Source organism: Nocardiopsis mwathae (assembly GCF_014201195.1).
GTDB classification, from domain to species: domain Bacteria; phylum Actinomycetota; class Actinomycetes; order Streptosporangiales; family Streptosporangiaceae; genus Nocardiopsis_C; species Nocardiopsis_C mwathae.
Genome location: NZ_JACHDS010000001.1, coordinates 1,603,457 through 1,628,391, shown reverse-complemented (window position 1 = coordinate 1,628,391; position 24,935 = coordinate 1,603,457). Strand labels below are relative to the sequence as shown.

Annotated in this window: 23 protein-coding genes; 10 read left to right on the top strand and 13 right to left on the bottom strand. The window is 73.0% G+C overall.

The features are described 5' to 3' along the window. The first annotated feature begins 185 nt into the window (after positions 1-185). The 5 genes from HNR23_RS06570 to HNR23_RS06550 are packed head-to-tail and all read left to right on the top strand — an operon-like array spanning position 186 to position 5,697. Positions 186-770 (top strand): sigma-70 family RNA polymerase sigma factor, encoded by a 585-nt coding sequence (locus HNR23_RS06570; RefSeq protein WP_184074512.1) that lies wholly within the window; start codon positions 186-188, stop codon positions 768-770. Beyond that, entirely contained in the window at positions 767-1,582 is an 816-nt protein-coding gene (locus tag HNR23_RS06565) for a zf-HC2 domain-containing protein (RefSeq protein ID WP_184074510.1), read from the top strand. Before HNR23_RS06570 ends, HNR23_RS06565 begins: the two co-directional genes overlap by 4 nt. Beyond that, positions 1,579-2,544 carry an ATP-binding cassette domain-containing protein gene (locus tag HNR23_RS06560; protein WP_184074508.1) on the top strand — a complete coding sequence of 322 codons (966 nt, stop codon included), beginning with the start codon at positions 1,579-1,581 and terminating at the stop codon, positions 2,542-2,544. Before HNR23_RS06565 ends, HNR23_RS06560 begins: the two co-directional genes overlap by 4 nt. Continuing rightward, a complete protein-coding gene (locus HNR23_RS06555) occupies positions 2,541-4,103 on the top strand; it encodes a hypothetical protein (RefSeq protein WP_184074506.1) in 1,563 nt (520 codons plus the stop codon). The genes HNR23_RS06560 and HNR23_RS06555 overlap by 4 nt, the downstream gene beginning before the upstream one ends. Then, on the top strand, positions 4,066-5,697 hold the full coding sequence (locus HNR23_RS06550) for a hypothetical protein (RefSeq protein WP_184074504.1): 1,632 nt from the start codon (positions 4,066-4,068) through the stop codon (positions 5,695-5,697). The genes HNR23_RS06555 and HNR23_RS06550 overlap by 38 nt, the downstream gene beginning before the upstream one ends. Positions 5,698-5,785: 88 nt before the next feature. Here HNR23_RS06550 and HNR23_RS06545 read toward each other — a convergent pair whose 3' ends face one another. Beyond that, entirely contained in the window at positions 5,786-7,054 is a 1,269-nt protein-coding gene (locus HNR23_RS06545) for a class I SAM-dependent RNA methyltransferase (protein ID WP_184074502.1), read from the bottom strand. Between the two features lie 205 nt (positions 7,055-7,259). Between HNR23_RS06545 and HNR23_RS06540 the strand changes: the two genes are divergently transcribed. Both HNR23_RS06540 and HNR23_RS06535 read left to right on the top strand, forming a co-directional pair. After that, positions 7,260-7,943, top strand: coding sequence for an NAD-binding protein (locus tag HNR23_RS06540; protein ID WP_184074500.1), 684 nt, complete (start codon positions 7,260-7,262; stop codon positions 7,941-7,943). A gap of 3 nt (positions 7,944-7,946) precedes the next feature. Then, positions 7,947-8,612, top strand: a complete 666-nt coding sequence (locus tag HNR23_RS06535) for a potassium channel family protein (protein ID WP_184074498.1) — start codon at positions 7,947-7,949, stop codon at positions 8,610-8,612. Positions 8,613-8,770: 158 nt separating this feature from the next. Here the strand turns inward: HNR23_RS06535 and HNR23_RS06530 are convergent, their stop codons facing one another. Continuing rightward, positions 8,771-9,709, bottom strand: coding sequence for a DUF3159 domain-containing protein (locus HNR23_RS06530; RefSeq protein ID WP_246421616.1), 939 nt, complete (start codon positions 9,707-9,709; stop codon positions 8,771-8,773). Between the two features lie 201 nt (positions 9,710-9,910). On the opposite strand from HNR23_RS06530, the gene HNR23_RS06525 reads away from it, so the two are divergent. Further along, positions 9,911-11,002, top strand: a complete 1,092-nt coding sequence (locus HNR23_RS06525) for a serpin family protein (RefSeq protein ID WP_343070445.1) — start codon at positions 9,911-9,913, stop codon at positions 11,000-11,002. Between the two features lie 20 nt (positions 11,003-11,022). On the opposite strand, the gene HNR23_RS06520 is transcribed toward HNR23_RS06525, so the two are convergent. The 5 genes from HNR23_RS06520 to valS form a co-directional block, all read right to left on the bottom strand. Beyond that, positions 11,023-11,574: a GNAT family N-acetyltransferase gene (locus tag HNR23_RS06520; RefSeq protein ID WP_246421615.1), complete on the bottom strand. Its 552-nt coding sequence runs from the start codon at positions 11,572-11,574 to the stop codon at positions 11,023-11,025. Positions 11,575-11,641: 67 nt separating this feature from the next. Further along, positions 11,642-12,373 carry a PIG-L deacetylase family protein gene (locus HNR23_RS06515; protein ID WP_184074494.1) on the bottom strand — a complete coding sequence of 244 codons (732 nt, stop codon included), beginning with the start codon at positions 12,371-12,373 and terminating at the stop codon, positions 11,642-11,644. Positions 12,374-12,639: 266 nt separating this feature from the next. Next, on the bottom strand, positions 12,640-13,398 hold the full coding sequence (locus HNR23_RS06510) for a DUF3710 domain-containing protein (protein WP_184074492.1): 759 nt from the start codon (positions 13,396-13,398) through the stop codon (positions 12,640-12,642). 56 nt (positions 13,399-13,454) lie between these two features. Beyond that, a complete protein-coding gene (gene dut, locus HNR23_RS06505) occupies positions 13,455-13,904 on the bottom strand; it encodes a dUTP diphosphatase (protein ID WP_394353812.1) in 450 nt (149 codons plus the stop codon). Between the two features lie 161 nt (positions 13,905-14,065). Next, entirely contained in the window at positions 14,066-16,645 is a 2,580-nt protein-coding gene (gene valS / locus HNR23_RS06500; protein ID WP_184074488.1) for a valine--tRNA ligase, read from the bottom strand. Positions 16,646-16,862: 217 nt separating this feature from the next. Between valS and HNR23_RS06495 the strand changes: the two genes are divergently transcribed. Then, complete coding sequence (locus HNR23_RS06495) at positions 16,863-17,141, top strand: DUF4235 domain-containing protein (RefSeq protein WP_184074486.1); 279 nt, start codon at positions 16,863-16,865, stop codon at positions 17,139-17,141. A gap of 64 nt (positions 17,142-17,205) precedes the next feature. On the opposite strand, the gene HNR23_RS06490 is transcribed toward HNR23_RS06495, so the two are convergent. The 4 genes from HNR23_RS06490 to HNR23_RS06475 all read right to left on the bottom strand — a co-directional run bounded on the left by HNR23_RS06490 (position 17,206) and on the right by HNR23_RS06475 (position 20,924). Continuing rightward, positions 17,206-18,069: a hypothetical protein gene (locus HNR23_RS06490; protein WP_184074483.1), complete on the bottom strand. Its 864-nt coding sequence runs from the start codon at positions 18,067-18,069 to the stop codon at positions 17,206-17,208. Positions 18,070-18,238: 169 nt separating this feature from the next. Beyond that, positions 18,239-18,535, bottom strand: a complete 297-nt coding sequence (locus HNR23_RS06485) for a DUF4193 domain-containing protein (RefSeq protein WP_184074481.1) — start codon at positions 18,533-18,535, stop codon at positions 18,239-18,241. 446 nt (positions 18,536-18,981) lie between these two features. Further along, positions 18,982-20,274 (bottom strand): sensor histidine kinase, encoded by a 1,293-nt coding sequence (locus HNR23_RS06480; RefSeq protein WP_184074479.1) that lies wholly within the window; start codon positions 20,272-20,274, stop codon positions 18,982-18,984. Further along, a complete protein-coding gene (locus HNR23_RS06475; RefSeq protein WP_184074477.1) occupies positions 20,271-20,924 on the bottom strand; it encodes a response regulator in 654 nt (217 codons plus the stop codon). The genes HNR23_RS06480 and HNR23_RS06475 overlap by 4 nt, the downstream gene beginning before the upstream one ends. Positions 20,925-21,689: 765 nt before the next feature. On the opposite strand from HNR23_RS06475, the gene HNR23_RS06470 reads away from it, so the two are divergent. Next, complete coding sequence (locus tag HNR23_RS06470) at positions 21,690-21,857, top strand: hypothetical protein (protein WP_184074475.1); 168 nt, start codon at positions 21,690-21,692, stop codon at positions 21,855-21,857. A gap of 77 nt (positions 21,858-21,934) precedes the next feature. Here HNR23_RS06470 and HNR23_RS06465 read toward each other — a convergent pair whose 3' ends face one another. Together HNR23_RS06465 and HNR23_RS06460 are read right to left on the bottom strand one after the other, a co-directional pair. Continuing rightward, on the bottom strand, positions 21,935-22,756 hold the full coding sequence (locus HNR23_RS06465) for an inositol monophosphatase family protein (RefSeq protein WP_184074473.1): 822 nt from the start codon (positions 22,754-22,756) through the stop codon (positions 21,935-21,937). Positions 22,757-22,849: 93 nt separating this feature from the next. Next, positions 22,850-24,880 carry an alpha/beta fold hydrolase gene (locus HNR23_RS06460; RefSeq protein ID WP_184074471.1) on the bottom strand — a complete coding sequence of 677 codons (2,031 nt, stop codon included), beginning with the start codon at positions 24,878-24,880 and terminating at the stop codon, positions 22,850-22,852. Positions 24,881-24,935: the final 55 nt, after the last annotated feature.

Genomic DNA, 24,935 nt, shown 5'->3' with positions numbered 1-24,935 from the left:
ATTGTTCTACCAACACGGGGAACGGGAAACCCGAACACTCGCAATGGGTGACGGCGCGGCCTCGGACGGCGCTGCGTCGCAGGTCACGGATGCACGGCCGGCGGGGAGCGGATACCGTCGAATGTCGGCGCCGGTCCTGCGCCTCCCGGTGAACCGATCCCGACCGAAGGCGCGATAGTAGCGACGTGAAGCTGTTCCGACGTGCCAAGCGCACCCCCGACTACGACCCCGACGGCTCGGACGCCGAGCTGCTCGCCGCGGTCGCGTGCGGTGACTCCTCCGCCCTGGAGCACCTGCACCGCAGGCACGCCCCCTGGCTGCGGGCGCGCCTGCGCTACCGGTGCAGCGATCCCGACCTGGTCGACGCCGCCCTGCAGGAGACGTTCCTCGCGGTCTGGAAGAACGCCAGGACGTTCACCCCCCGCGACGCCGACGGCGACGCCGGCGCGTGGATCTGGACGATCGCCATCCGCCAGCTCATCTCGCAGCTGCGCCGGCGCGCCAACCAGTGGATCGGCGACACCGACCCGGAGCCCTACGAGCCCGTGGGCGAGGCTTCGGCGGAGGACCTGGTGCTGCTCCGTATCGAGCACGGCCCGCTCGGTGTGGCGCTGAACAACCTCTCCCCGGAGCTGCGCCTGGCCATCCAGGCCACCATCCTGGACGGGCTGACCGTGCGGGAGGCCGCGCTGATGCTCCAGATCCCCGAAGGCACCGTCAAGACCCGTGTCATGCGGGCCAAGGCCCAACTCCGGGAGCAGCTGACATGACCTGGCATCTCACATCCCGGCAACTCGCGGACTATGCCGCCGGACGTGCGGACGACGCTTCGGCGATGTCCGCGGAGGCCCACCTGATGCACTGTGCGACCTGCCGCAACGACCTGCCGACCGACGAACAGTGGCTGGAGGCGAGCTGGGCGCAGCTGCGCGACATCGTCGACCGCCCCCGACGCAGCCTGCTGGAACGCGCACTGGAGGCGTGCGGGCTCAACGAGTCCACCGCACGGCTCCTGGTCGCCACACCGGCGCTCTACCGCGCGTGGCTGATCGCGATGGTGGCGGTCCTGGGCACGGCCCTGGTCGCCGCGCACACGGTCCCGCACGGTTCGCTGATGTTCTATTTCCTGGCCCCGGTTCTCCCGCTGGTCGGCGTGGCCCTGGCCTACGGCCGGGGCGTGGACCCAGCACACGAATTCACCTCGGTGACCCCGATGGGCGGTCAGCGGCTGCTGTTCCTGCGCGCCATGGCGGTGCTCATCCCCGCGTTCACACTGTGCACGGTCGCCGCCCTGCTGCTGCCCGGCACCGCAGGTCCCGACTGGGCTCCGATCGCCTGGCTGCTCCCGGCGCTGACCCTGGTCGCGGCGTCGCTGACGCTGTCGCGATGGGTGAACCTCACCCTGGCCAGCGCTCTTTTGGCCGGTGGCTGGCTGGCGTCGCTGACGCTGACGACCGCGGCCCAGCATCTGCGGCCCGAGCAGCTGTTCGCCCCGCACGCCCAGGCGCTGTGGGCCGCGGCGTTCCTCCTGATGGCCGGATCGTTCGCGGTCCTGCGGATGCGGCACGGGTGGTCCGAATGACCACATCCACCGCACACGCGACGCCCGCGTGCCCCGGGCTCGGCACCACCGTCTCCGCACAGGGGGTGACGCGGCGCTACGGACTGCGCGCCGCCCTGAGCGACCTCACGCTGGAGCTCGGCACGGGGGTGACCGGCCTGCTGGGGCGTAACGGAGCGGGCAAGACCACGCTGCTGCGCTGCCTGGCGACCGACCTGGACCCCACCGGCGGCCGCCTGGAGATCCTCGGCCTCAACCCGGAACGGGCCGCGGACCGGACCGAGATCCGCCGGCGGCTCGGCCACCTGCCGCAGAACCCGACACTGTACCCGCACTTCACCGCGTTCGGCCTGCTGGACTACATCGCCGTGCTCAAGGAGCTGGGCGGGCGCAGGCGGCGGCACGACGAGGTGCGCCGGGTACTGGGCCTGGTGGGGCTGTACGACCGCCGCTTCAGCCGGGTGCGCCGCCTGTCGGGCGGAATGAAGCAGCGGCTCGCACTGGCCGGTGCGCTGCTGGGCGAGCCTCGGCTGCTGCTGCTGGACGAGCCCACCATCGGGCTCGACCCCGAGCAGCGGATCCGCTTCCGCGACCTGGTCTCGGAGTTCGCCACGACGCGCACGGTCGTCCTGTCCACCCACCAGATCGAGGACGTCGAGGCGCTGTGCAACCGCGTCGTCGTGCTGGACGAGGGGCGGCTGGTGTTCACCGGCACCCCCGCCGAGCTCATCGGGCGGGCGCACGGGCACGTGTGGTCACTGCCCGAGCGGCCCTCGGCGGGGACCACGACGTGGCGGCGGCCCGACGGCCGGTACCGCGTGCTGACCCCGGACGCGACGCGGCCGCCGGAGGGCTACGAGGAGTCCGCGGAACCGGTCGAGCCCACCCTGGAGGACGGCTACCTGCTGCTGACCGGCGCGGCCGACACGGCCAGGACCGGGGACACGGCAGGACGCGGGACGGCGGGCCCGGGTCTCACATGACGATGTCCATCGCACGGCTGACCTGGTTCTATGCCAAGCGGCTGGTGCGGAGCCCGTTCGTCTGGCTCGCGGTCGCCGGGATCATCCTCCTGCAGGGGCTGCCCAGCGGCCGCGGCGACACCGGCCAGCTTCAGGCCTGGGGAGCACTGGCCCGTGAGGCGATCCAGATCAGCGAGATGGCCGCCGCGGCCATGTTCCTGGCCGGGCTCTTCCCCGCGGTGCGGGACGCCCGCTACGGAGGCGCCGTCACCGCGCCGCTGGGGCCCGTGCAGCGCTCGATCGCTCTGCTGGCCGCCGTCACGCTGTGCGGCGCGGCTCTGGGCGCGCTGCCCTGGGCGACGGTGCCGCTGTTCGTGAACCCCGCCGAGGTCGCCGGCACACTGACCCCGGCAGAACTCGCCACTCCGCCGCTGATCGCGGCCGCCGGAGGGGTCGCCGGGGTGCTGATCGGCACCTGGACCAGGTCGCTGCTCCCCGCCCTGGTGCCGGTGCTGGTCATCCCGAGCTACCTGTTCCTGGCCGAGTTCATGAACGTCGGATCGACGCTGGTCGACGCGCCGGCGGCCGGCGCGGCCGCGGCCTACACGGCGGCCGACGCCCTGCTGCGGCCCCAGGCCGACGGCTACTCGTCCCTCTGGGGGATCCCGGCGGTCCACGTGGTGCAGCTCCTCTGCCTCATCGCCGCGGGGTACGCCGCCGCGGTCCTGCGCTCGCTGCCCGGTCTGCGGCGGCGGGCCACCGCCGCCGGGCTCACCGTCCTGCTGCTGGCCGGAGTGGCCGCCGCCTATACCGACCAGCGGTCGCAGGGCGACCTGTGGTCCGGGGAAGGCCCCGATATCCCGAGCTGGGTCGCCGTCCCGGAGCGCGTGTGCGAAGACCACGACGGCGTGACGTACTGCGGCTACGCCGGCTATGAGCGGTGGATCCCCTACTGGCGGCGGGCCGTGGAACCGGTCGTTGCGGCCCTGCCGCCCACCCAGCGCGCCGACCTGCCGGAGGTCGCCCTGCAGAGTTTCGAGAGCCCGCAGGCGACTGTTCTCGACGGTGTCGCCGTTCCCGTCGAGATCTGGGACACCGACCCCCTCTGGAGCGAGCAGGACCTGGCCACCCAGTTCGTCCAACTCACACTGGGTCTGCCCGAGAGGTGGCACTACGGCGAGTGCACGCTGCGCGGCCAGGCGCGCCTTCCGCTGTACTTCTGGCTCGCCACCAGGCCCGCCCCCGACGAGGCCGACCAGGGGATGTGGACCGTCTGGGGCGAGGACGCCACCGGCGCCAGGACCGAGGACATCGCGACCGCCCTCGCCCTGGCGGAGGCCCCCGAGGACCGGATCGTCCGCGGACTGGACCGGCACTGGGAGCGGCTAACCTCGCCTGACGCCACGTCGGCCGACGCCGCCCGGCTGCTCGGCGTCGACGTGACCGACGCCCACCGGGCGCGCGCCGAAGAGGAACTCGACCGGATCTACGTCGCCGATCACACCTCCGAGTTCACCCTGCTGGATGAGGAGAACGCCGCCGATGAGAACGCCGATCCCGACCTGCCGCCCTGCCGGTGAGGCGGATCCCGGTGGTGTACGGCGGATCGCGTCCCTGGTGTCCCTGGTGTCCCTGGCTCGGCTGGTCGCCTTCGAGCTCACCCGCCTGGCGCGCAACCCCGCCCCGTGGCTCGCGGTCGCCTACGTGTCGCTGCGCGACCTCGACCGCCCCGAACTGGCGCACTGGGGGAGCATCCTCGACATCGCACTGGTCGGCTCCGCGATCACCGGCGCCGGGATGTTCGTGGCCGCGCTGCCGGCGGCCGTGCGGGAGGTCCGCTACACCGGTGGGACCGCCCTGCCCGTGGCCCGGCGGGCGCGGCTGACCGCGCTGCTGGTCGCCGCCGCGATCGGCGGTGCCGTGCTCTTCCTCATCCCCTACGCGGTGCTGGTCTGGACGTCGGGCCCGGCGCCGCTCGCGGGTTCGGTCACGCCCGCCGCGTTCGCCCTGCCGCTGCTGGTCTCGGCGCTCGGCGGCACCGTCGGTGTGCTGGTCGGGGTGTGGACGCGGTCATGGCTCATGGTGCCCGCCCTGATCCTCCTGGTAGCCGCCAACGAGCTGCTCACGGTCGACGTCCGCGTCGTCGACGCCACGGCGATCCCCGGCGTGTTCCAGATCGGCGGCGTCGCGGACGCACTGCTGCAGCCCGGCAGCTACTACAGCCCCGGCTACTGGTGGCTCGCCCCCGCCCACCTCGTCTACCTCGGACTCGCTCTGGCGGCTGCGGCCGCCCTCGCCCTGCTGCGCCACCAGTCCGGGGGGTGGGGCCGGGCGCTCACGGCCGCGCTGGCCGCCGTGTGCCTGACCGGATCGGCCGCCGCCTACACGCAGCGCTACGAGGACGGGCGCCGCATGAACGACTACGAGATGGACGTCGGCTCCTACGCGCCGTGGGCCGGGCCGGTGCCCGACCACACGTGCCGGACCCGCGGGGGTATCACCTACTGCGCCTACGCCGGCTACGAGCAGTGGATCCCCTACTGGCACGCGGCGGCCGCCCCCGTCGCCGCGGCGCTGCCCCGCCGGGCGCGCGGCGACGTGCCGCGCGTGGTCCAGCAGACCTTCGGCCGCTACCCCTGGAACGGCGAGGCCGACGCGTTGCGGGACGGCCTGGCCACACCCATCGACTACTGGGACCCCGCCGAGGAGACACCCCGGCTGGACCTCGCCGAGCAGATCGCGCTGCCCGCGCTCGGCCTGCGCACCTACCGCGAGTACGACTGCAGCATCCGCGGACAGGCCCGGCTGCCGGTGTACCTGTGGCTCGTCGCCCGGGGGTCGCACGACACCGAGCTGCTCTTCAACGCCCTGTACGAGAACCGGTGGACGGCGCGGGACACCGAGCAGGCCGCCGTCGCGGTCGCCCTGCTCGACGCCCCGGAGCAGCGGGTCGCCCGGGGCTTGGAGGCGCACTGGGAGCGGCTGGTCTCCCCCGGCACCGGCGCCGACGAGGCGGCCCGGCTGCTCGGCATCGACGTCACCGACACCCACCGCCGACGCGCCGCCGAGTTCGTCGAGGCCTGGCGCGGCGACGAGCCGGAGGACGCGCCTGAGGAGGCCGACTTCGCCCTGGTCGCCCCCGTTCCGGACAGCGCGGCCCCGCCCTGCCGGTGAGCCTCCCCTTCCGCGATGACCATGGCGAACGCTCGGAGAAAGCGGACGAAATCGACGCCTTTCGCCATGATCATCGCCCGAGGAAGGGTCAGGCGGCGCCCTCGCGCACCAGGGTGGCCACGCACTCCACGTGGTGGGTCATCGGGAAGCTGTCGAAGGCCCGCAGGTCGGCCAGCTCATAGCCGCACTCCAGGAACGCCACGAGGTCGCGGGCCAGGGTCGCCGGGTCGCAGGAGACGTAGGCCACCCGGCGGTTGCGGAGCTCGGCGAGCTGCTCGGCGACGACCCGTCCGGCGCCCGCGCGCGGCGGGTCGATGACCGCGACGTCCACGCGCATGTCGACCCACTCCCGCAGCTGGCTGGCGACGTCGGCGCGTTCCACCCGGACCCACGGGAGGTCGCGCAGGTTGTGCTGGGCGTCGCGGACCGCCTCGGCGTTGCCCTCCACGCCCAGGACCCGCCCCTCGGGGCCGACGGCCTGGGCCAGCGCACCGGCGAAGAGCCCGGCGCCGCAGTACAGGTCGAGCGCGGTCTCACCCGGCTTGGGCGCCAGGGCGTCGATGACGGCGTCACTCAGCGTCTGCGCGGCGGCCGGGTGCACCTGCCAGAAGCTTCCGGCGCTGACACGGTACTCGCGTCCACCCGCGGTCTCCCGGATGCCGCGGCGCCCCCGCACCGACTGGGTGCGCCCGCCCTTGAACCGGCGCAGCACGGCGGCCGAGGCCTTGGGGGTGGGCAGCAGGGGCAGCTTGGCGCCGCGCGGGGTGACGATGACGGCGGTGTCGGCACACGACCCGGAGGAGACCGCCTCGACCTCGGCGATGCCGGGCCACTCCAGCTCGGGCACGCCCAGGCGGTTCACCTCGGGGTGGGCGATCAGGCACTCGTCGATCTGCTGCAGGTCGTGCGAGCGGTGCCTGCGCAGCCCGGCCCGGCCCTTCCCGTCGACCGCGAACCGCACCCGGGTGCGCCAGCCCAGGCCGTCGGGGGTGCCGGGGAGCTCTTCGACGGTCACCTCGCGCTCGATTCCGGCGATGCGCCGCAGCTGCTCGGTGACCACCTGCGCCTTGATCCGGCGCTGCGCGTCCAGGGTGGCGTGCTGCCAGTCGCAGCCGCCGCACTTGCCCGGCCCGGCGAACCGGCAGGGCGCCTCGACCCGGTCGGCGGACGCCTCCAGCACCTCGACCGCCTCACCGCGCAGGAAGCGCTTGGTCTCCTCGGTGACCCGCACCCGGACCCGCTCCCCCGGCAGGGCGTGGCGGACGAAGACGACCTGCTCGTCGTGGCGTCCCACGCACCACCCGCCGTGCGCGACACCGTCGATGCGCAGCTCCAGGTGGGATCCGACACGGCTCATGAAAGGATGACCTCCGACACGACGGGACTTCTTCGGGCTGTAGCCAGGTGACCCCCCGCGTACAGCCACCGCCCATCTGCGCATACACACTAGCCGAGCGGGCACCTTGCTCCGGTTGGGTATACCGTTGCCGGGGTCGTATCCGCGGCGGTCGGCCGACCGAGCGGCCCCACGTCCGAACGCCGAGACCGGGAGCGGATGACCTGTGCACATCGTCATACTTGGCTGCGGCCGGGTGGGTTCCACCCTCGCGCACACGCTGGAGGACATGGGGCACACGGTCGCGGTGATCGACAGGGACCCCGACGCGTTCCGGCGGCTGCGTTCCTCGACCGCCAAGACGGCGGTCCACGGCATCGGCCACGACCGTGACGCGCTCATCGCCGCGGGCATCGCGTCGGCCGCCGCGTTCGCCGCCGTGAGCAGCGGCGACAACTCCAACATCATCGCCGCGCGGGTCGCCCGCGAGGTGTTCGGCGTGGAGAACGTGGTCGCCCGCATCTACGACCCGCGGCGCGCCGAGGTCTACCAGCGGCTCGGCATCCCGACCGTCGGCACGGTGCGGTGGACCGCCGACACCGTGCTGCGGCGCCTCGTCCCGGGGTCGGAGGGGCTGGAGCTGGCCCCGCTGTGGCGCGACCCGTCGGGCAGTCTGCTGATGACCGAGGCTCCGCTCTCCCACCCCTGGGTGGGGCAGCGCGTGGAGCAGCTGGAGTCCGCACTGCCGCTGCGCGTGGCCTACCTCTCACGCGGCGGCGAGATCCTGCTACCGCGCGGGGACGAGACGATGCGGGCCGGGGACGTACTGCACATCCTCGCCCGCGCCGCCGACATCGACGGCCTGCAGGCGCGGCTGAGCGCCCGCGCGAGCGAAGACCAGGGGGTGTAGGCGATGCGGGTCGCGATCGCCGGAGCCGGAAGCGTGGGGCGTTCCATCGCCGCCGAGCTGAGTGAGAGCGGGCACGAGGTTCTGCTCATCGACCGGGACACGCGCGCCATCGGCGTGGACGAGCTGCCGCGCGCGGAGTGGATGCTGGCCGACGCCTGCGAGCTGTCCACGCTGGAGGACGCGCGGCTGGGCGACTTCGACACGGTCGTCGCCGCCAGCAGCGACGACAAGGTCAACCTCGTGGTGTGCCTGCTGGCGAAGAAGGAGTTCGGGGTGGACCGCACGATCGCCCGGATCAACGACCCGGGCAACGAGTGGCTGTTCACCGACGACTGGGGGGTGGACGTGGCGGTTTCGCCGCCGCGCCTGATCGCCTCGCTGGTGGACGACGTCGCCGCGATCACCGATGGCGGTGACGCGATGGCGCCGGTGTCCCTGCCCGAGACCGACCTGCTGGAGTTCACGCTTCCACCGGACACCCCGCACGCGGGGCGCCCGGTGGGTGAGCTCGCCCCGGCCCTGCCCGAGGGGGTCGTCCTGGTCGCGCTCGTGCGCGACGGCCGGGTGCGGCCTCCGGCACCGGAGACCGTCCTGGCGGCCGGCGACGACCTGGTCTTCCTGAGCAGCACCGACTCCGTGGACGAACTGGGGCTTCTCCTCGCTCCCTGACCTCTCGGGCCGACCGGACCTGCTGGGCCTACTGGGCCTGCTGGGCCTACTGGGCCTACTGGGCCTACTGGGCCTCCCGGCCGATGATCTCGGGAGTCCGGTTCGCATTCCCGGAGAATGACGACCGGCCTCCCGAGGTCATCGGGGGGGACACGGGCTCAAGTGCCGTCGCCGTCGCGGTCGCGCGGCGGCGCGAGGGTGGGGCCGTCCATCGCGGTACGGCCGCGGGCCAGCAGCCACACCATGGCGGCCAGGGCCGCCACCTGCAGCGGCCAGCCCATCGCGATCTTGGCGATGCCCAGCAGGGCGAAGGTGTCGGCGATGCCGTAGCTCGCCGCCGCCCACAGCGGGTACTGCACGGCCACTCGGATGACGCAGGGCAGCACCAGCAGCCAGGTCAGCCGGGAGCTGAGCTTGACCACGGCGGGGTTGTCCCGCCATCCGGTGGGATCGCCGGTGACCGAGCCGATCAGCAGGCCCACGGCCGGCCAGCGGATGACGATGGTCCCGATGAGCACGAGCGCGTAGACCGCGTTGTAGATGATGCCCGGCAGGAACGCGTCCTCGGCCTCACCGCTGCGCAGCGCGAAGATCGCCGCGATGCCGATGCCGAAGAGGCTGTTGAACACGAACTGGACCGAGGAGCGCTGCACGATCCGCACGAGCGCCAGTGCCACCGCCGCGCCGACCCCCAGGCCCAGCGCCAGCTGGAGGTGCTGGGAGACGATGTAGGTGACGGTGAAGGCGATGGTGGGGACCGCGGCCTCCACCATGCCGCGCTTGCCGCCCAGTGCCTTGGACAGCTGGGCGCGCACCACGGCCTCGACCGTCTGCTCGGAGACCTGCGGCTGCTCCCCGTTCTCCGAGGGCTCCGGCGCACCGTCGGCGCCGTCCCGCCGCGGACCCGCCGCGCCGTTCGAGCCGTTCGAGCCGTCGGCGCCGTGCGAACCGTCGGCACCGCGGTCCGCGGCGGCCTGCGGCGGCTCCGGGGCGGTCCGCGCGGCGTCGTCGGCAGCGCCCGGGCGGTCGGTGCCGCCGTTCGGGGCGGGTGCGGGTGACGGGCGGGACGTCTCCACGGCCCGCTGCTGGTCGGTCATGCTGCTCCAGGTTGAATCGGCGGCGCGGTGTCCGCCGGGGGACTGACATCGGCTGTTGTGCAGTCCACCCTAGGTCAACGGCTCGGCGCAGGGTCGTTGTTCCCTCCGCCCCCGAGTGTTGGCCGACGGGGGCCGTGGACCCCTCGGGCGGCCGTGCGTAGGCTGGCGGGAGACCCGAGTGGCTCTCGCGAGGAGTGTGCCGTGGCTGTGTCCGTGTCCCTGCGCCCCGATCATGTCGCTTTCGCGCTGCGGCTCCACACCGAGCTGTCCGCCGCGGCCGACCCCGCCGGATTCGTGTGGTCGCCCTACTCGGTGGCCAGTGCGCTGGGCCTCGTGGCGACCGGCACCCGCGGAGCGACGCGAGCGGAGCTGACCGGCCTGCTCGGCCAGGATCTTTCGGCGCACCTGGCGGCGCTGGACGACGCGGTCGCCGACGGGCCCGAACTCGCCACCACCACCGGGCTGTGGGTCCGCGACGACGTGGCGGTCCGGCCCGAGTTCGAGGCCGACGTGCGCGCCCGCCCCGAGTCCGCCGTGCACACCGCCGACTTCGGCGGTGACCCCGAGGGGGTGCGCACCGCGGTCAACAGCGAAGTCGCCAAGGTGACCCGGGGGATGATCGACGAGCTGCTCCTCCCCGGCACCGTCCGCACCGACACCCAGGCGGTCCTTCTCAACGCGCTGTGGGCGCGGTTGCGCTGGCCCGACCCGTTCGACCCCGCGGCGACAGCGCCCCGCGACTTCCACACCCCCCGAGGGACCCGCGAGGTCCCGATGATGCGCCGCGAGAGCCGCCTGCCCTACGCGCAGGCGGACGGCTGGAGCATGGTCACCCTCGGCGGCGACCACGACCTGGCCCTGGACGTGCTACTGGCCGACCGGGCCGACGCCGCGCTCACCCCCGAGGCCCTGAAGCGGCTGTACCGCAAGGCGAGCCCGACCACCGTGGACCTGTCACTGCCGCGGTTCGAGCTGACGCACCGCTCCGAGCTCAACGGCCCCCTTGCCGACACCGGTGTGCGGACGGTCTTCACCGACGCCGCCGACCTCGGCGGGATCTCCGCGCGGCGGCTCCGTATCGACCAGGTGATCCACCAGGCGGTGCTACGCGTCGACGAGAAGGGTGCCGAAGGCGCCGCGGCGACGGCCGTCATGGTGGCGCTCGCCGCGGCGTTCCCGGCACGGCCCGTGGTGTTCACGGCGGACCGCCCGTTCACCGTCATCCTGCGCCGCCGCTCGGCCATCCTGTTCCTCGGCCACGTCGCCGACCCGCAGGACCCCGGTCCGGCGTGACGTCCACTCCGCCACCGGCATCAGAGGCGGCCGTAAGGGCGGGCGTAGGCGAAGGTGCCCGTCATGGACAGGTCGTAGGTGCTCAGGGCGCGCGCCTGGAAATGGTCGCCCCAGTCCGGGTCCGCCCCGCGGATGGCGAAGTCCGAGGCGGGGCGGAAGCCGAACCCGGCGTAGTAGTCGGGATCGCCCAGCAGGCAGACCAGCGGTTCACCCCGGGCATCGGCGGCGCCGAGCACGGTGTGCATCAGCGCCGCGCCGACGCCCGCGCGCTGCCGGTCGGGGAGCACGCTCAGCGGCCCCAGCCCCAGCGCGGCGACGCCGTCCAGCCGGCCTCGGGTGCACACGACGTGCCCGATGACCGCGCCCCCACCGTCCTCGCCGCCGCCGTCGACGGCGACCAGGGACAGCTCGGGGATCCAGCCCGGATCGGCGCGCAGCCACTCCACGAGGGTGGCCTCGCCCGGCGGGCCGCCGGGCTCCACGGGCGGCGCGCTGTAGGGGGCGGCGCCGAAGGCGGCCGCCGTCACGGCCCGGATCGCGGGAGCGTCTGCGGGAGTCTCACGCCGGATCATCACCGGGCCAGGGTGGCCGCCGAGGGCGCCCATCGTCAAGGTGTATTTCGCGGCTCCCGCCCCGGGCTCAGGCCGGCAGCACCTCGAAGGCGACCGCCAGCCCCACGCCGGCCTGGGCGCCGGCCTCCTCGGCGTTGGAGCGCAGGAAGGCCTTCTGGTCGAAGTCCCCGAGGTTGGCCAGGTAGACCTCGTGGGCGTCGAGCGAGGCGATGCCCGCGTCCAGGTCCGCCTCGGACAGCTCGACGAAGTGGGTGGGGTGGGGTGCGGCGGCGAACGCCACCTCGCGCACCCCGGACCAGGGCGCCAGTCCCTCGTCGATCAGCTCGGTGAAGACCCATCGGTTGGCGGCGTCGCGGACGGCGTCGAGCAGGGCGGGGCCGAGCACGCGGTGGTCGGCGTGGTTGTAGGAGGTGCTGCCCGGGAAGTGGTCGCGGAAGTTGATCGAGACGATCAGTTCCGGGCGGTGGCGGCGGATCGCCCGGGCGATCGCGCGCCGCAGGTCCAGCCCGTACTCCAGGGTGCCGTCGGGGAAGTCGAGGAACTCGACCGACTCAACGCCCACGGCGCGGGCGGAGGCCAGCTGCTCCTGGACGCGCAGCGGACCGCTCTCCTGCGGCGGGAGGGTGTCGATCCCCGCCTCGCCTCGGGTGACCAGCAGCTCGGTGATCGCCTTGCCCTGGCTCGTCCAGCGGGCGAGCGCGGAGGAGGCGCCGTACTCCAGGTCGTCGGGGTGCGCCACGACGGTCAGCGCGCGGGTCCAGTCGTCCCGCAGGGGCTGCAGAGTGGTTGAGGTCGTCATGGGTGCCAGCCTAGGGCGTGCCCGGCGGATGCTCTCCGTTCGGCGAGCCGTCGTCCGGAGCGGCGCTCGCGCGCCACTGCGCGAGGTCGAGTCGGGCCGTCGTGACGCGTGGAGTGGCGCGACGAGCGTGGTTCCGGTGGCACGGGTGGGGATTCGATCCGCCGCACGCGCCCGAGGGGCGACGGCGGCTCGGGGTGGCGGACCGCGGTGGCGTGCCGCCCCGAGCGCGACGGGGTAGGGGCTCCGGCGGTGGGGGGCGGCGGGGGTCAGCCCTGCTGCTGTGCCCCGCCCTGGCCGCCCTGGCCACCCTGGCCGTTCTGCTCCGCCTGCGCCGCCTGCGCGGCGCGCTTCTGCTGCTCGGCCATGGACTGCCGGATCTCCGGCGGAACCGTGATCTCCAGCAGGTCACGGGGTGGGACGGGCTGGTCGCCGCGGACCACCACGATCTGCTGGAAGACCTGCTCCATCCCCGCCATCGCCTCGGGCTTGGCAGCGGCCTCGCCGCGGATCACGCCGCGCAGCACCCAGCGGGGACCGTCCACACCGATGAACCGGACCCGCTGGCCCAGTTGGCGGCCCTCCTCGTTGGTCTTGCCCTCGACCGGGACGATGGCCCGCAGCTCCCGGCCGAACGGACCGTCGAAGTCCTCGACTTTGCCGCCCTGCGAGACGACCTGCTCACGCAGTTCGCCGCGCATCTCCTCCCACAGGCCGCTGGACTTGGGCGCGGCGAACGGCTGGACCTGCAGGGCGGAGTTGCCCTGGACCAGGGTGACACCGATGATCTGGTTGGTCCGCTGCGCGACATTGACCTGCACTTCCAGGCCTTGGGACACCGGCACCCGGATGGCGCCCAGGTCGATTCGGGCGACCTCGGGTACCGACTCCGAGGCGTCCCACGGGCCCTCGGCGCGGTGCCGGTCCTCCGGCTTGTCCGGCTCCTGCACCGGGGTCGGCTGCTGGGCGACCTCGGGGGTGTCGGCAGCGCCGCTCTTCTCGCTCTTCTTGCGTCGGCGTCCGAACACGCCTCACACCTCTCCCGCTACTTCGTCGTCCCCGGGGTCGCCGGGGGTGGTCGTCGTCATCTCCGTGCCGCGTGGCCGCCGGTGGAGCCGAACCCGCCTGTCCCGCGCGTCGTGTCGTCCGGGAGGCCGTCGACCTCGCGGAAGGCGGCCCGCTCGACCCGCTGGACGACCATCTGGGCGATCCGGTCGCCGCGCGCCAGTTTGACCGGGGTCGTCGCGTCGGTGTTGAGCAGGGTCACCCGGATCTCGCCGCGGTACCCGGCGTCGACCGTGCCGGGGGCGTTGACGACGGTCAGTCCGCACCGGGCGGCGAGCCCGGAGCGGGGGTGGACGAACGCGGCGTAACCGTCGGGCAGGGCGATGGCGATGCCGGTGCCCACGGTCGCGCGCTGTCCGGGGTCCAGGACGACGTCCTCGGTCGTGACCAGGTCGGCGCCCGCGTCGCCGGCGTGGGCGTAGGCGGGGACCGGTACGCCGGGGTCCAGGCGGCGGATGAGGATCTCCACCGGGGCGTTAACGGAAGTACTACTCACACTTGGCGAGCCTATCGCGGCCCGGGGGCTGCCGGGCTCGGTGGAACGGGCGTGCCCGGGACGGCGGGAGCGCGCGGGCAGCGCGGGTCGCCCCGCCCACCGGAGGGGCGGGCGGGGCGACCCGCGCCGTGTCGCTAGGCGTCGGACTCGGGCGCGGGCAGGGCCACGTCGACGGTCAGCTCGCTGTCGCCGGTGTCCTCGAACGTGATCGCGGCCGCGCGGCCGGCGGCCGCGATGTCGCCCTGGGCGACCCGGGCGTTCTGCACGTTCTTGCCGCGCACGACGACGCGCTCGACCTCGGCGCGCATCGACAGCTTGGCCTCCGACTTGGCCTTGCGGATGGCCCTGAGCACCTCGGAGGTGGTGGCCAGCACGGCGGGGTCGCCGTCCTGGGCCGCCGCACGGAACTCGGCTGCATCGGGCCAGGAGGCGGCGTGCACCGAGCCCTCGTTCCACCAGGACCAGACCTCGTCGGCGACGAACGGCAGGAACGGGGCGAACAGCCGCTGCAGCGCCGAGAGCGCGATGAGCAGGGCAGCGCGGGCCGAGGCGCCCGAAGCGGACTCCGCGTCATAGGCCCGGGCCTTGACCAGCTCCAGGTAGTCGTCGCAGAACTCCCAGAAGAACCGCTCAGCGCGCTCCAGGGCACGGGTGTGGTCGTAGGCCTCGAAGGCGGCGGTGGCGTCCTCGACGACGTCGGCCAGGGCCGCCAGCATGGCCCGGTCCAGCGGCTCGGTGACCGCGGACGGGTCCTCGGAGGCATTCTCACCCGCGACCGACAGCACGAACTTGCCGGCGTTGAGAATCTTGATGGACAGGCGGCGGCCGACCTTCATCTGGCCCTCGTCCAGGGCCGTGTCGGTGCCCAGCCGTCCGCTGGCCGCCCAGTAGCGCACGGCGTCGGAGCTGTAGCGCTCCAGCAGGTCCATCGGGGTGACGACGTTGCCCTTGGACTTCGACATCTTCTTGCGGTCGGGGTCCAGGATCCAACCGGAGATGCCGGTGCTCTTCCACGGCACCCGACCGTGCTCGAAGTGCGACCGGACGACCGTGGCGAACAGCCAGGTGCGGATGATGTCCTGGCCCTGGGGGCGCAGGTCCATCGGGAACACCCGCTCGAACAGGTCGTTGTCGCGCTCCCAGCCGCCGACGATCTGCGGCGTCAGCGAGGACGTGGCCCAGGTGTCCATGATGTCGGGGTCGCCCATGAAGCCGCCCGGGCGGCCGCGGTGGTCCTCGGTGAAGCCGGGGGGCACATCCTGGCTGGGGTCGACCGGAAGCGCCGCCTCATCGGGCAGGATCGGCTCGTCATAGCGCGGGTTGCCCTCGGCGTCCAGCGGATACCAGACCGGGAAGGGGACGCCGAAGAAGCGCTGGCGGCTGATCAGCCAGTCACCGTTGAGGCCTTCCACCCAGTGCTCGTAGCGGGACCGCATGTGGCCCGGGTACCAGGCGAGCTCCCGGCCGCGCTCCAGCAGCGCGTCGCGGACGTCGGCGTCGCGGCCGCCGTTGCTGATGTACCACTGGCGGGTGGTGACGATTTCGAGCGGCTTGTCGCCCCTCTCGTAGAATTTGACCGGGTGGGTGACGGGCGTGGGCTCGCCGACCAGGTCACCGGACTCGCGCAGCATCTCGACGATGCGCTCGCGCGCGGTGTGCACGGTGGCGCCGGCCAGGCGGCCGTAGGCCAGGCGTCCCGCCTCGGCCTCGATGCCCTTGGGCGGCTCGGCCACGATGCGGCCGTCCCAGCCGATGATCGCGCGGGTCTCCAGCTGCAGCTCGCGCCACCAGGTGACGTCGGTGGTGTCACCGAAGGTGCAGATCATGGCGATCCCGGAGCCCTTCTCCGGGTCGGCCAGCCGGTGCGCCTTGACCGGCACCTCCACGTCGAAGAGCGGGGTGCGCACGGTCTGCCCGAACAGTTCCCGGTAGCGCTCGTCGTCCGGGTGGGCGACCAGCGCGACACAGGCGGCCAGCAGCTCGGGGCGGGTGGTCTCGATGTGCACCCTCCCGCCGTCGGCGCGGTGGAAGGCGAGCTTGTGGAAGGCGCTGGGGCGCTCGCGGTCCTCCAGTTCGGCCTGGGCGACGGCGGTGCGGAAGGTGACGTCCCACAGCGTGGGCGCCTCGGCCATGTAGGCCTCGCCGCGCGCGAGGTTGCGCAGGAACGCCCGCTGGGCGGCGGTGCGCGAGGTGTCGTCGATGGTGGCATAGGTGTAGCGCCAGTCGACGCTCAGCCCGAGGCGGCGCCAGACCTGCTCGAAGACCTTCTCGTCCTCCGCGGTGAGCCGGTCGCACAGCTCGATGAAGTTGCGGCGGGAGATCGGCACCTGCCGCTTGGGGTCGGGCTTGGCCGGCGGGGAGAAGTCCGGGTCGTAGGGGACCGACGGATCACAGCGCACCCCGTAGTAGTTCTGCACCCGGCGCTCGGTGGGCAGGCCGTTGTCGTCCCAGCCCATCGGGTAGAAGACCGACTTGCCGCGCATGCGCTGGAAGCGGGCGACGGTGTCGGTGTGGGTGTAGGAGAAGGCGTGCCCGATGTGCAGGGACCCCGAGACCGTGGGCGGCGGGGTGTCGATCGAGAAGATCTCCTCGCGGCTCTTGGCGCGGTCGAAATGGTAGACGCCGGACTCATCCCATACGTCGACCCATTTCGCCTCGATACCGTCGAGCGAGGGCTTGTCGGGCACGCGGAAGGAACGAGAGCGGTTGGTCATGGGGCAATGGTATTGCTCCAGCGACCGTGATCGCTCCGGGAATCCACCACCATCGGTGTGATCGTGGCGCGTGCCTCACCGGTGCGCCGGGAGCCGCCGGGGCGCGTCACCGCCGGGCACGGCCCTACGGCACAGGACACGGCGCGGGAGAAGCCAGTATCGTCATCGGCACACCCCCGCAGCACGCGGACGACGACAACGGAAGTGATCGAATCGCATGGCAAAGCAGGAAGGTGAGCTCGCCGCGCAGATCGTGGGCGGCGTGGCCGCCCTCGCGGCCGGGTACGCGGCCCGCAAGGTCCTGACCTTCGCATGGACCCAGGTGACGGGCAAGGAGCCGCCGAACGACCCCGAGTCGCTGGAGATCGGCCTGGGCGAGGCCCTGGGCTGGGCCGTGGTGACCGGCGTCGGGATGGAGGTCGCCCGCGTCCTGGCGGTGCGCGCCGCCTACAAGCGCATGGGGCCGCACCGGCACCGCGAGCTGGAGCGCGACTGACCCCTGCCCTACCGACACCGCGGCCCCTCCGCCGGTCCCGGCGCAGGACACCTGATACCGCCGATCACCCGGTGTTCCTCGCCGGGACCGGCGGAGGGGCCGCGGTCGGTGTCCGGGCGCGCAGGTCGGTGCGGACGGCCTTGGCGAGCGCGAACGTCGCCATCCGGTTCAGGGTGCCGCCGGCCACCGCGCCGCTGAGGTAGGGGCCGAGCGTGCTGAGGTGGCGTCCCATGAGCCGCAGCAGGCGCCTGCGCAGGGCCGCCTTGGCCGCGGTGCCCAGCGCGATCGCCAGCGACTCGGGGACCTGGAGGGGGTCGATGCCGCGCTTGCGCGCCCACGCCGACAGGTAGCCCGTGGCCCGCTGCAGCCCGGCCCCGGGCATCGGGGTCCCGTACACCTCGTGCAGCTCGGCGACGAGCTTGACCTCGACGGCTGCGACCACCAGTGTCTCGGCCGCGATCTTCGCGGGCGCGGTGAGCAGCAGCGGGGGCGCGGTCAGCTGGACGGCCGCCAGCGCGCCGCCGGCGGCGCCGACCGCGGTGGTGGTGTGGGCGGCGTTGCGCACCAGGGCGTCGGCGAGCTCCTCGCCGTCCAGCCCGTTGTGGTGGCGGACCAGGGTCGCGCGGTCGCGCACCGGGATGCGCGGCGCGATCTCGTCGGCGAAGACGTCCGTGATCCAGCGGCCCGTGGCCGCACTCGCGACGCCCGCGGTCCGGGCGCTGTCGGCCAGGGCGCGGGCCAGGCGCGCGATGTGTCCGGCACGGTGCCGGGGATCGGTGCCGCCGTCGGCGACGATCGTGCCGACGAGCTCGGCGACGCCCTCGGAGCCGGGGGTGGCACCGACGGGGGCGGTGTCCCCGTCGTGGGTGTCGGCCGCACGGGGCCGGGGCCCCGGCGCGCCCGGTGATGCCGACGCTGCCGCAGCCACGGTCTCACCTTCCTCTCGGCGTTTCCTCCATGAAACCAGACGGGGATGCGGCGGCGATGCGGCGGTCCCGGCCGTGGAAAAGGCGATGCGCCCCCGGTTCGCGGGGACGCATCGATATGCCAGGGCGCACGGCCGTCGAGGCGACTCAAGGGAGGGAGGCTCCCCGTTCTCAGGCACACTCCTTGCAGACGAGCTGGCCCTTGCGCTCCTCGGCCAGCTGGCTGCGGTGGTGCACGAGGAAGCAGCGCGAGCAGGTGAACTCGTCCGCCTGCCGCGGCAGCACTCGGACCGCCAGCTCCTCACCGGACAGGTCCGCCCCCGGAAGCTCCAGGCCCTCGTTGACCTCGTCGGGGTCGATGTCGATGGTGCCGGTGCCCTTGTCGACCCGACGCGCCTGCAGCTCCTGCAGGCTGTCTTCGTTGATGTCCTCGTCGGTCTTGCGCGGGCTGTCGTAATCGGTGGCCATTGCGCTAACTCCATCCCCCTCGTTCTTTGCCTCGTCGCGCGGATGTAACGCTTGAGAGACGCCTCTTGTGCCCGTTTCGGCCAAAAATCTCTCGGGTCGCGAGTGGAGTGTTCCCCCTCCCGGGCAACGTTCCACCTGCTGGCGCCATGGAGCGGCCGGGTCCGGTCATGCCCGTGGGCGACGCGGACCGGTTCGTTCTCATGTGCTACCCAACGCCCGAAGGATTCCGACCTATTTCATCGTCTTTCCTCGCACCGGACGAGCGCGGGTACTCCCCGAGTGGCAAGGTCTGAAGACACGCTCACGCCGGGATGACTTCCCGCCGTGTTCACGCCCGGGTGAGCATACCTACCCGTGGCAAGTGCTCGGTCCCGTGGTGGCCGTGTCGTGCGACACGTATAGATATCACGGACGAGATCCCCGGCGCAGCCGGGTCCGGCAGAGGCTCAGCGGCCCGTGCCCGACGGGGCTTCCGCGCGCCCTTCGGGGAGGCACACGGTGACCACGAGACCGCCTCCGGCGCGCGGCCAGGCCTGCACCGTGCCTCCGTGCGCGCGCACGACGGAGCGCACGATGGACAGCCCCAGGCCGGCGCTCTTGGCGGACCTCAGCCGGTCGCCCGAGGCGCGGCGGAAGGGCTCGAACAGACCCTCGACCTCGTAGCCGGGGATGACCGGGCCGGAGTTCTCCACCTGGACGGCGGGCGCGCCGTCGTAGATGCCCGTGCGGATGGTGATCTCGCCGTCGGCCACGTTGTAGCGCAGCGCGTTCTCCACCAGGTTGGCCACCAGCCGCTCCAAGAGGACGGGGTCGCCGGTGACGTGGGCGGCGCGCAGGTCGGAGCGGACGTTGAGTCCCGACGCCGCGATCTCGGCCGACAGCTGGCTCAGCACGGTCTCGGCGACCTCGCCCATGTCGATGTGGACACGGGTGTCGAGTTCCCGGTCGCTCTTGGCGAGCAGCAGCAGCCCGTCGATGAGGCGTTCGTGCCGGGAGTTGGTCTCCAGCAGGGTGCGCCCGACCGACTTCAGGTCGGCCGAGGCGTCGGGGTCGCTCAGCGCGACCTCCAGCAGGGTCCGGTTGATGGCCAGGGGCGTGCGCAGCTCGTGCGAGGCGTTGGCGACGAACCGCCGCTGCCCGTCGAAGGCGCGGTCGAGGCGTTCCAGCATGCCGTCGAAGGTGTCGGCCAGCTCGCGGATCTCGTCCTCGGGGCCGCCCAGCGCGATGCGCTCGTGCAGGGAGCGCTCGGACAGGCGGCGCGCGGTGCGGGTGATCTTGTGCAGCGGGGACAGGGCTCGCCCGGCGATCGCGTAGCCGAGCGCGACCGCGAGCAGTCCCACGATGACCAGCGCCAGCACCGAGAAGCGGGTGACCTGGGCCAGCACCGACTCGATCAGCTGGTTCTTGAGCTCCTCGACGAGCCCGGGCGGGGGCTCCTCGTAGGGGGCCGCGGTGGAGAGGGTGAACTCCAGGTTGTCCAGAAGGGTGGCGACGATGACGTAGTTCAGCAGGACCAGCAGCGAGCCGGCGGCGAAGAACAGCATCCCGTAGATCAGGGTGAGCCGGGCGCGCAGGCTGATGTTGTCGGTCAGCCGGTGGACCTGGTGGGAGACGGCGCTCTGCGGCTTGTCCGAGGGCGCGGCGGGGACACTCAGCCGCCGCCATGTGCCGGTCTCACCGGGCGGGGTCGGCGCCACCTCGCCCGGTGGCACCGCGGATTCGGCGTCGCCGGTGCTCAAATCCGGTATCCCGCGCCGGGGACGGTCTGGATGACGGGGGGTTCGCCGAGCTTCTTGCGCAGGGTCATCACGGTGACGCGCACGACGTTGGTGAAGGGGTCGGCGTTCTCGTCCCAGGCCTTCTCCAGCAGCCCTTCGGCGCTGACCACCGTGCCGTCGGCGCGCATCAGCACCTCCAAGACGGCGAACTCCTTGGGAGTGAGGGCCACGTCGCGGCCGTCGCGCTCGACGGTGTGGTTGGCCGGGTCGAGCGTGATCCCGCTGCGGCGCAGCACGGGCGGCAGCGGCGGGACCGCGCGGCGGCCCAGGGCACGCACGCGGGCGATGAGCTCGGCGAAGGCGAACGGCTTGGCCATGTAGTCGTCGGCGCCGAGCGTGAGGCCCTCGACCTTGTCCTCCAGTTCGCGGGAGGCCGTCAGCATGAGGATGCGACCCGTATAGCTCTGGTCGACCAGGGAGCGCGCGACGTCGTCCCCGTGCACCCCGGGCAGGTCCCGGTCCAGAACGATGACGTCGTATTCGTTGACCCCGGCGTTCTCCAGGGCGGTGTCGCCGTCGTAGACGACGTCCACGGCCATGGATTCGCGCCGTAGGCCGACGGCGATGGCGTCGGCGAGCACTCGCTCGTCTTCGACCACAAGTACGCGCACTGTGTCCGTCGTCCTTCGTTTCCCATGGGAGAGCCCGGAATGGGCCGCTGCCGGCGCATCCCCCAACACACCGGCAGCGGCGTCTAATCCCCGGCCACGTCCACTGTTGTCCCACACCCCGAATAAGGATGAAGTAAACCGTCGCAGCCCTTGCGAACTGCGGCGGGGCCGCGGTGGAGCGGCCCTTCACCCGGCACCGCCCGACGTAGGGCGGAACCCGGGGCGCGGCGACCTCGGCAGGCGCCGGGAAGCCGTGGGTTTCGGCGGCCGGTTCCCGTCGGACCGGGCGACCGCCGTTCCCTCGAAAGCGAGGAGCCGCTACCGGCGTATCCCCCAACCGCCGGCAGCGGCATCACCCCGCACATCTCGAATCTGACACATCCAGGATAAGAAAGAAGTAAGCCCTCGCACGAATCACCCGATGTGTCGCGCGACACTCCTAAGGTAGCCGTTCACCCGCACCTCGACCGAATCGCCCGGCCGGCGCCGCGATCGCCACCCCGGGCCGGGATGATCGGAGCGCGGGCGGCCGCCCGGAACCGGAAGCGGAAACCCGGCCCCGGTGCGAGGCGCGTCACACCGCCTGGCATGATGTGGGCACGCCGCACCACCGAACAGGCCTGACCGCGGATCGGCACCGACGGCAAAGGCCAGGTTTACCCGGACCGGGGCGGTGGGTAGGCATGATCACGGCCCGAGCGGCAGTACCCCTGTCACACCGTCGTGACACACCGTAGTTCCTGCTTGAACACTGAGTGAGGTGAAATGGGCGAGTTCCTCGCGGAGATCAAGTGCCGCATCCGAGAAACCTCCATGTCGCTCCAAGCGGCCCAGTCCGCTGGAGACGACTTCCTCGCCGACACGCACGCGTCGGAGCTAGAGGACCTGCGCCGCATCGCGGCCCGCAACGGGATCGACCCCGAGTCCGCCTGACCTCGTGACCTTCCGAGGGCCGGCCGGATCCCCAGGATCCGGCCGGCCCTCTTCGCGTGCCCCGCCGCGGCGGTGTGTCAGCTCTCGTCGGGATTCGCGTCCGCGTCCGCGTTCAGCGGGGCCAACAGGTCGTGCAGCTCCTCGAAGAGGCCCGGAGGCGCCGCGATCGCCAGCTCGGGGTTGATCGGCGCGCCGTGCAGACCGCCGACCCGCGCCCCGGCCTCCTGGGCGATGAGCGCGGCCGCCGCCCAGTCCCACGCGTTGAGCCCGCGCTCGTAGTAGGCGTCGAAGCGGCCGCGGGCCAGCCCGCACAGGTCCAGTGCCGCCGAGCCCACGCGCCGGATGTCGCGTACCCGCGGCAGCAGGGTGCGCACCACCTCGGCCTGGCGGGCCCGGCGCGCGGCGCTGTAGCCGAACCCTGTGGCCACCAGCGCCATCTCCAGCGGCACCGCGGGGCGCACGCGCAGCGGTGCGCCGTTGCAGAACGCTCCTCCGCCCAGCGCCGCCGTGTACTCGTCGCCCCGCACCGGCGCCACCACGGCCCCGGCCACGACCTCGCCGCCGACCTCCGCGGCGACGGACACCGCCCAGTCCTCGCGGCCGTAGAGGTAGTTCACCGTCCCGTCGATCGGGTCGACGATCCACCGCACCCCGCTGGTGCCGTCCTCGGCACCGCCCTCCTCACCGAGGACGGCGTCCCCGGGCCGGGCGCCCAGCAGGCGCTTGCGGATCAGCTCCTCGGCCGCGCGATCCATGGCGGTGACGACGTCGGTCGGCGTCGTCTTGGTCGCCAGCACGTCGATGCCGTCCTGGCCCTCGGCCGCGAGCCGCCCGGCCTCCCGGGCGGCGTCGAGGGCGAGCGCGAGGAGATCGGCCGGGTCCCCGGCGGCTGCAGACATCGGATATCCCCCTGGTCTATGGCCGGGCACTGGTCCGCCCGGATCCCATGGTCGACGCATCCGACCCTAGCCACCGGGGCCGCGTGTCCGGGGTCACAGCAGCTCCGGGCGGCTCCACTCCTTGCCGTGCACGTGGTGGTCGAGGAAGGCGAGGACCGTCTCGTACCAGATGCGGGCGTTGCCCGGTGTCAGGATCCAGTGGTTCTCGTCCGGGAAGTACAGGAACTTGGCGTCCACTTCGTGGCTCATCAGATCCCACCACAGTCGCAGACCTTCCCCGATGGGCACCCGGTAGTCCTTGTCGCCGTGGATCACCAGCATGGGGGTGGTGATCCCGGCCACGTGCCGGTGCGGGCTGTTGAGCTCGTAGCGCTCCGGCCGGGTGCGGGGCTCGCCGAACTCGCGCTCCCAGATCCACGGGTAGTCGGTGGTGCCGCCGAACGCGTCCAGCCCCCACAGCGAGGCGTGCGCGACGACCGCCCGGAACCGGTCGGTGTGCCCGGCGATCCAGTTGGCCATGTAGCCGCCGAAGGAGCCGCCCATGGCGGCGGTGCGTTCCGCGTCGATGTCGGGGCGGGCGACGGCCGCGTCGGTGATCGCCATCAGGTCGGCGAAGGTGCGCGGCCCCCACCGCCCCCAGGCGCGGCGCAGCATGTCCTGGCCGTAGCCGGTCGACAGCGCGGGGTCGGGCAGCAGCACGGCGTAGCCCCGGGCGGCCAGCAGCCACGGGTTCCACCGCCAGTTCCACCCGTTGTAGCTCATGTAGGGGCCGCCGTGCACCCACAGCACCAGCGGCGCCGGGGTGTCGGCGGCGTCGGCCGGCAGCACCAGCCAGGCGCGGACCGCGGTGCCGTCGTCCGCCCGGGTCTCGATCTCGGTGAGCGTTCCCGGGACGTCCAGGGGCTCCTGGGGGGAGCGCAGCCGGGTGGGCCGCCCGTCGGTCGCGGTGGCGTCGAGGCGGACCGGCGCGGGCGCGGCGTCCACGGCGTCGCGCAGAGCGTAGAGGGCGGCGCCGTCGGGGGCCGGGTTGAGGGCGCTGTAGGCACCGTCGTCACCGGTCACCCGGGTCAGCACGGCGGAGGCGACGTCGACGCGGAACACCGGGCGGCGCCCGCCCGCGTCCGCGGTGAAGAAGACGGCGGCGGAGTCGGCGGCCCAGGCGTACTCGCCCGGCCACAGCTCGGTGTCGGGCAGCAGGTCGCGGCCCTCACCGGTGGCGAGGTCGACGAGCCAGAGGGTGCGGTCGCGGGGCTCCCCGTCGTACTCGCCGTCGAAGGCGCGTGCCATCACGGCGTAGCGCCCGTCGGGCGAGACCCGGGGGCCGGTGAAGTCGAACCCGGGGTCGTCGGCCACGGGCCTGCGCCGCCCGGTCGCCGTGTCGACCGCGACGACCTCGCGGCGCCACGCACCGCGGCCGGCGGGCACCTGCCAGCCGGTGACGACGGTGCCGCCGTCGGGGGTGATGTCGCTGACCTGGTCGATCAGCGCCTTTCCGGCGTCGGGGGTGAGGTCGCGCGCCTCCCCCGGCCGGGCGGCGGCGCCGTCCGGCGGGGCGGCCGCGTACAGCCGCGGATGGTCGGGGCCGAGGTCGCTGTCCCAGGAGCGCACCAGGCCGGACTCGTGCAGGATCGCCGTCACCCCGCTGTCCCGGCGCGCGGTGCGCCACTGCTCGTCGGCCTCCGCACCCTGGGTGCCGGGGTGGACGGCGGCCGCGTAGACGACGGTGCCGGTGTCGCGCGCCACCGCGAAGGACGCGATACCGCCGGCGGCCGTGGCGACGCGGCGGGCCTCCCCGCCTTCGGCGGGCAGCAGCCACAGGGCGGGCTTGGCGTTGTCGGCGGACCCGTTGGGCGCCGCCTCGGGGTCGGCGCGCTTCGAGGTGAACAGCAGCGAACCGTCGGGGAGGAAGTCGGGGGCCGACTCCCCGGCCGCGGAGCGGGTCAGGCGGCGGGGGTCGCGCCCACCCGCCGGATCGATCTCCCACAGCGCGGTGCCGTAGGTCCTGCCGTCCGGTTGGAGCTCGCTGACGGGCGCGACCAGGCGCGTCCCGTCGGGGGACAGCCGCAGCCCGTTGACGCGCCGCAGACGGACGTACTCGGACAGCTCGTGCCAGGGTCGGACCACGCGAACCTCCTGTGTTTCGGCGTCCATGAGGGGACGCGGCGAGCGCTGTGCGGGC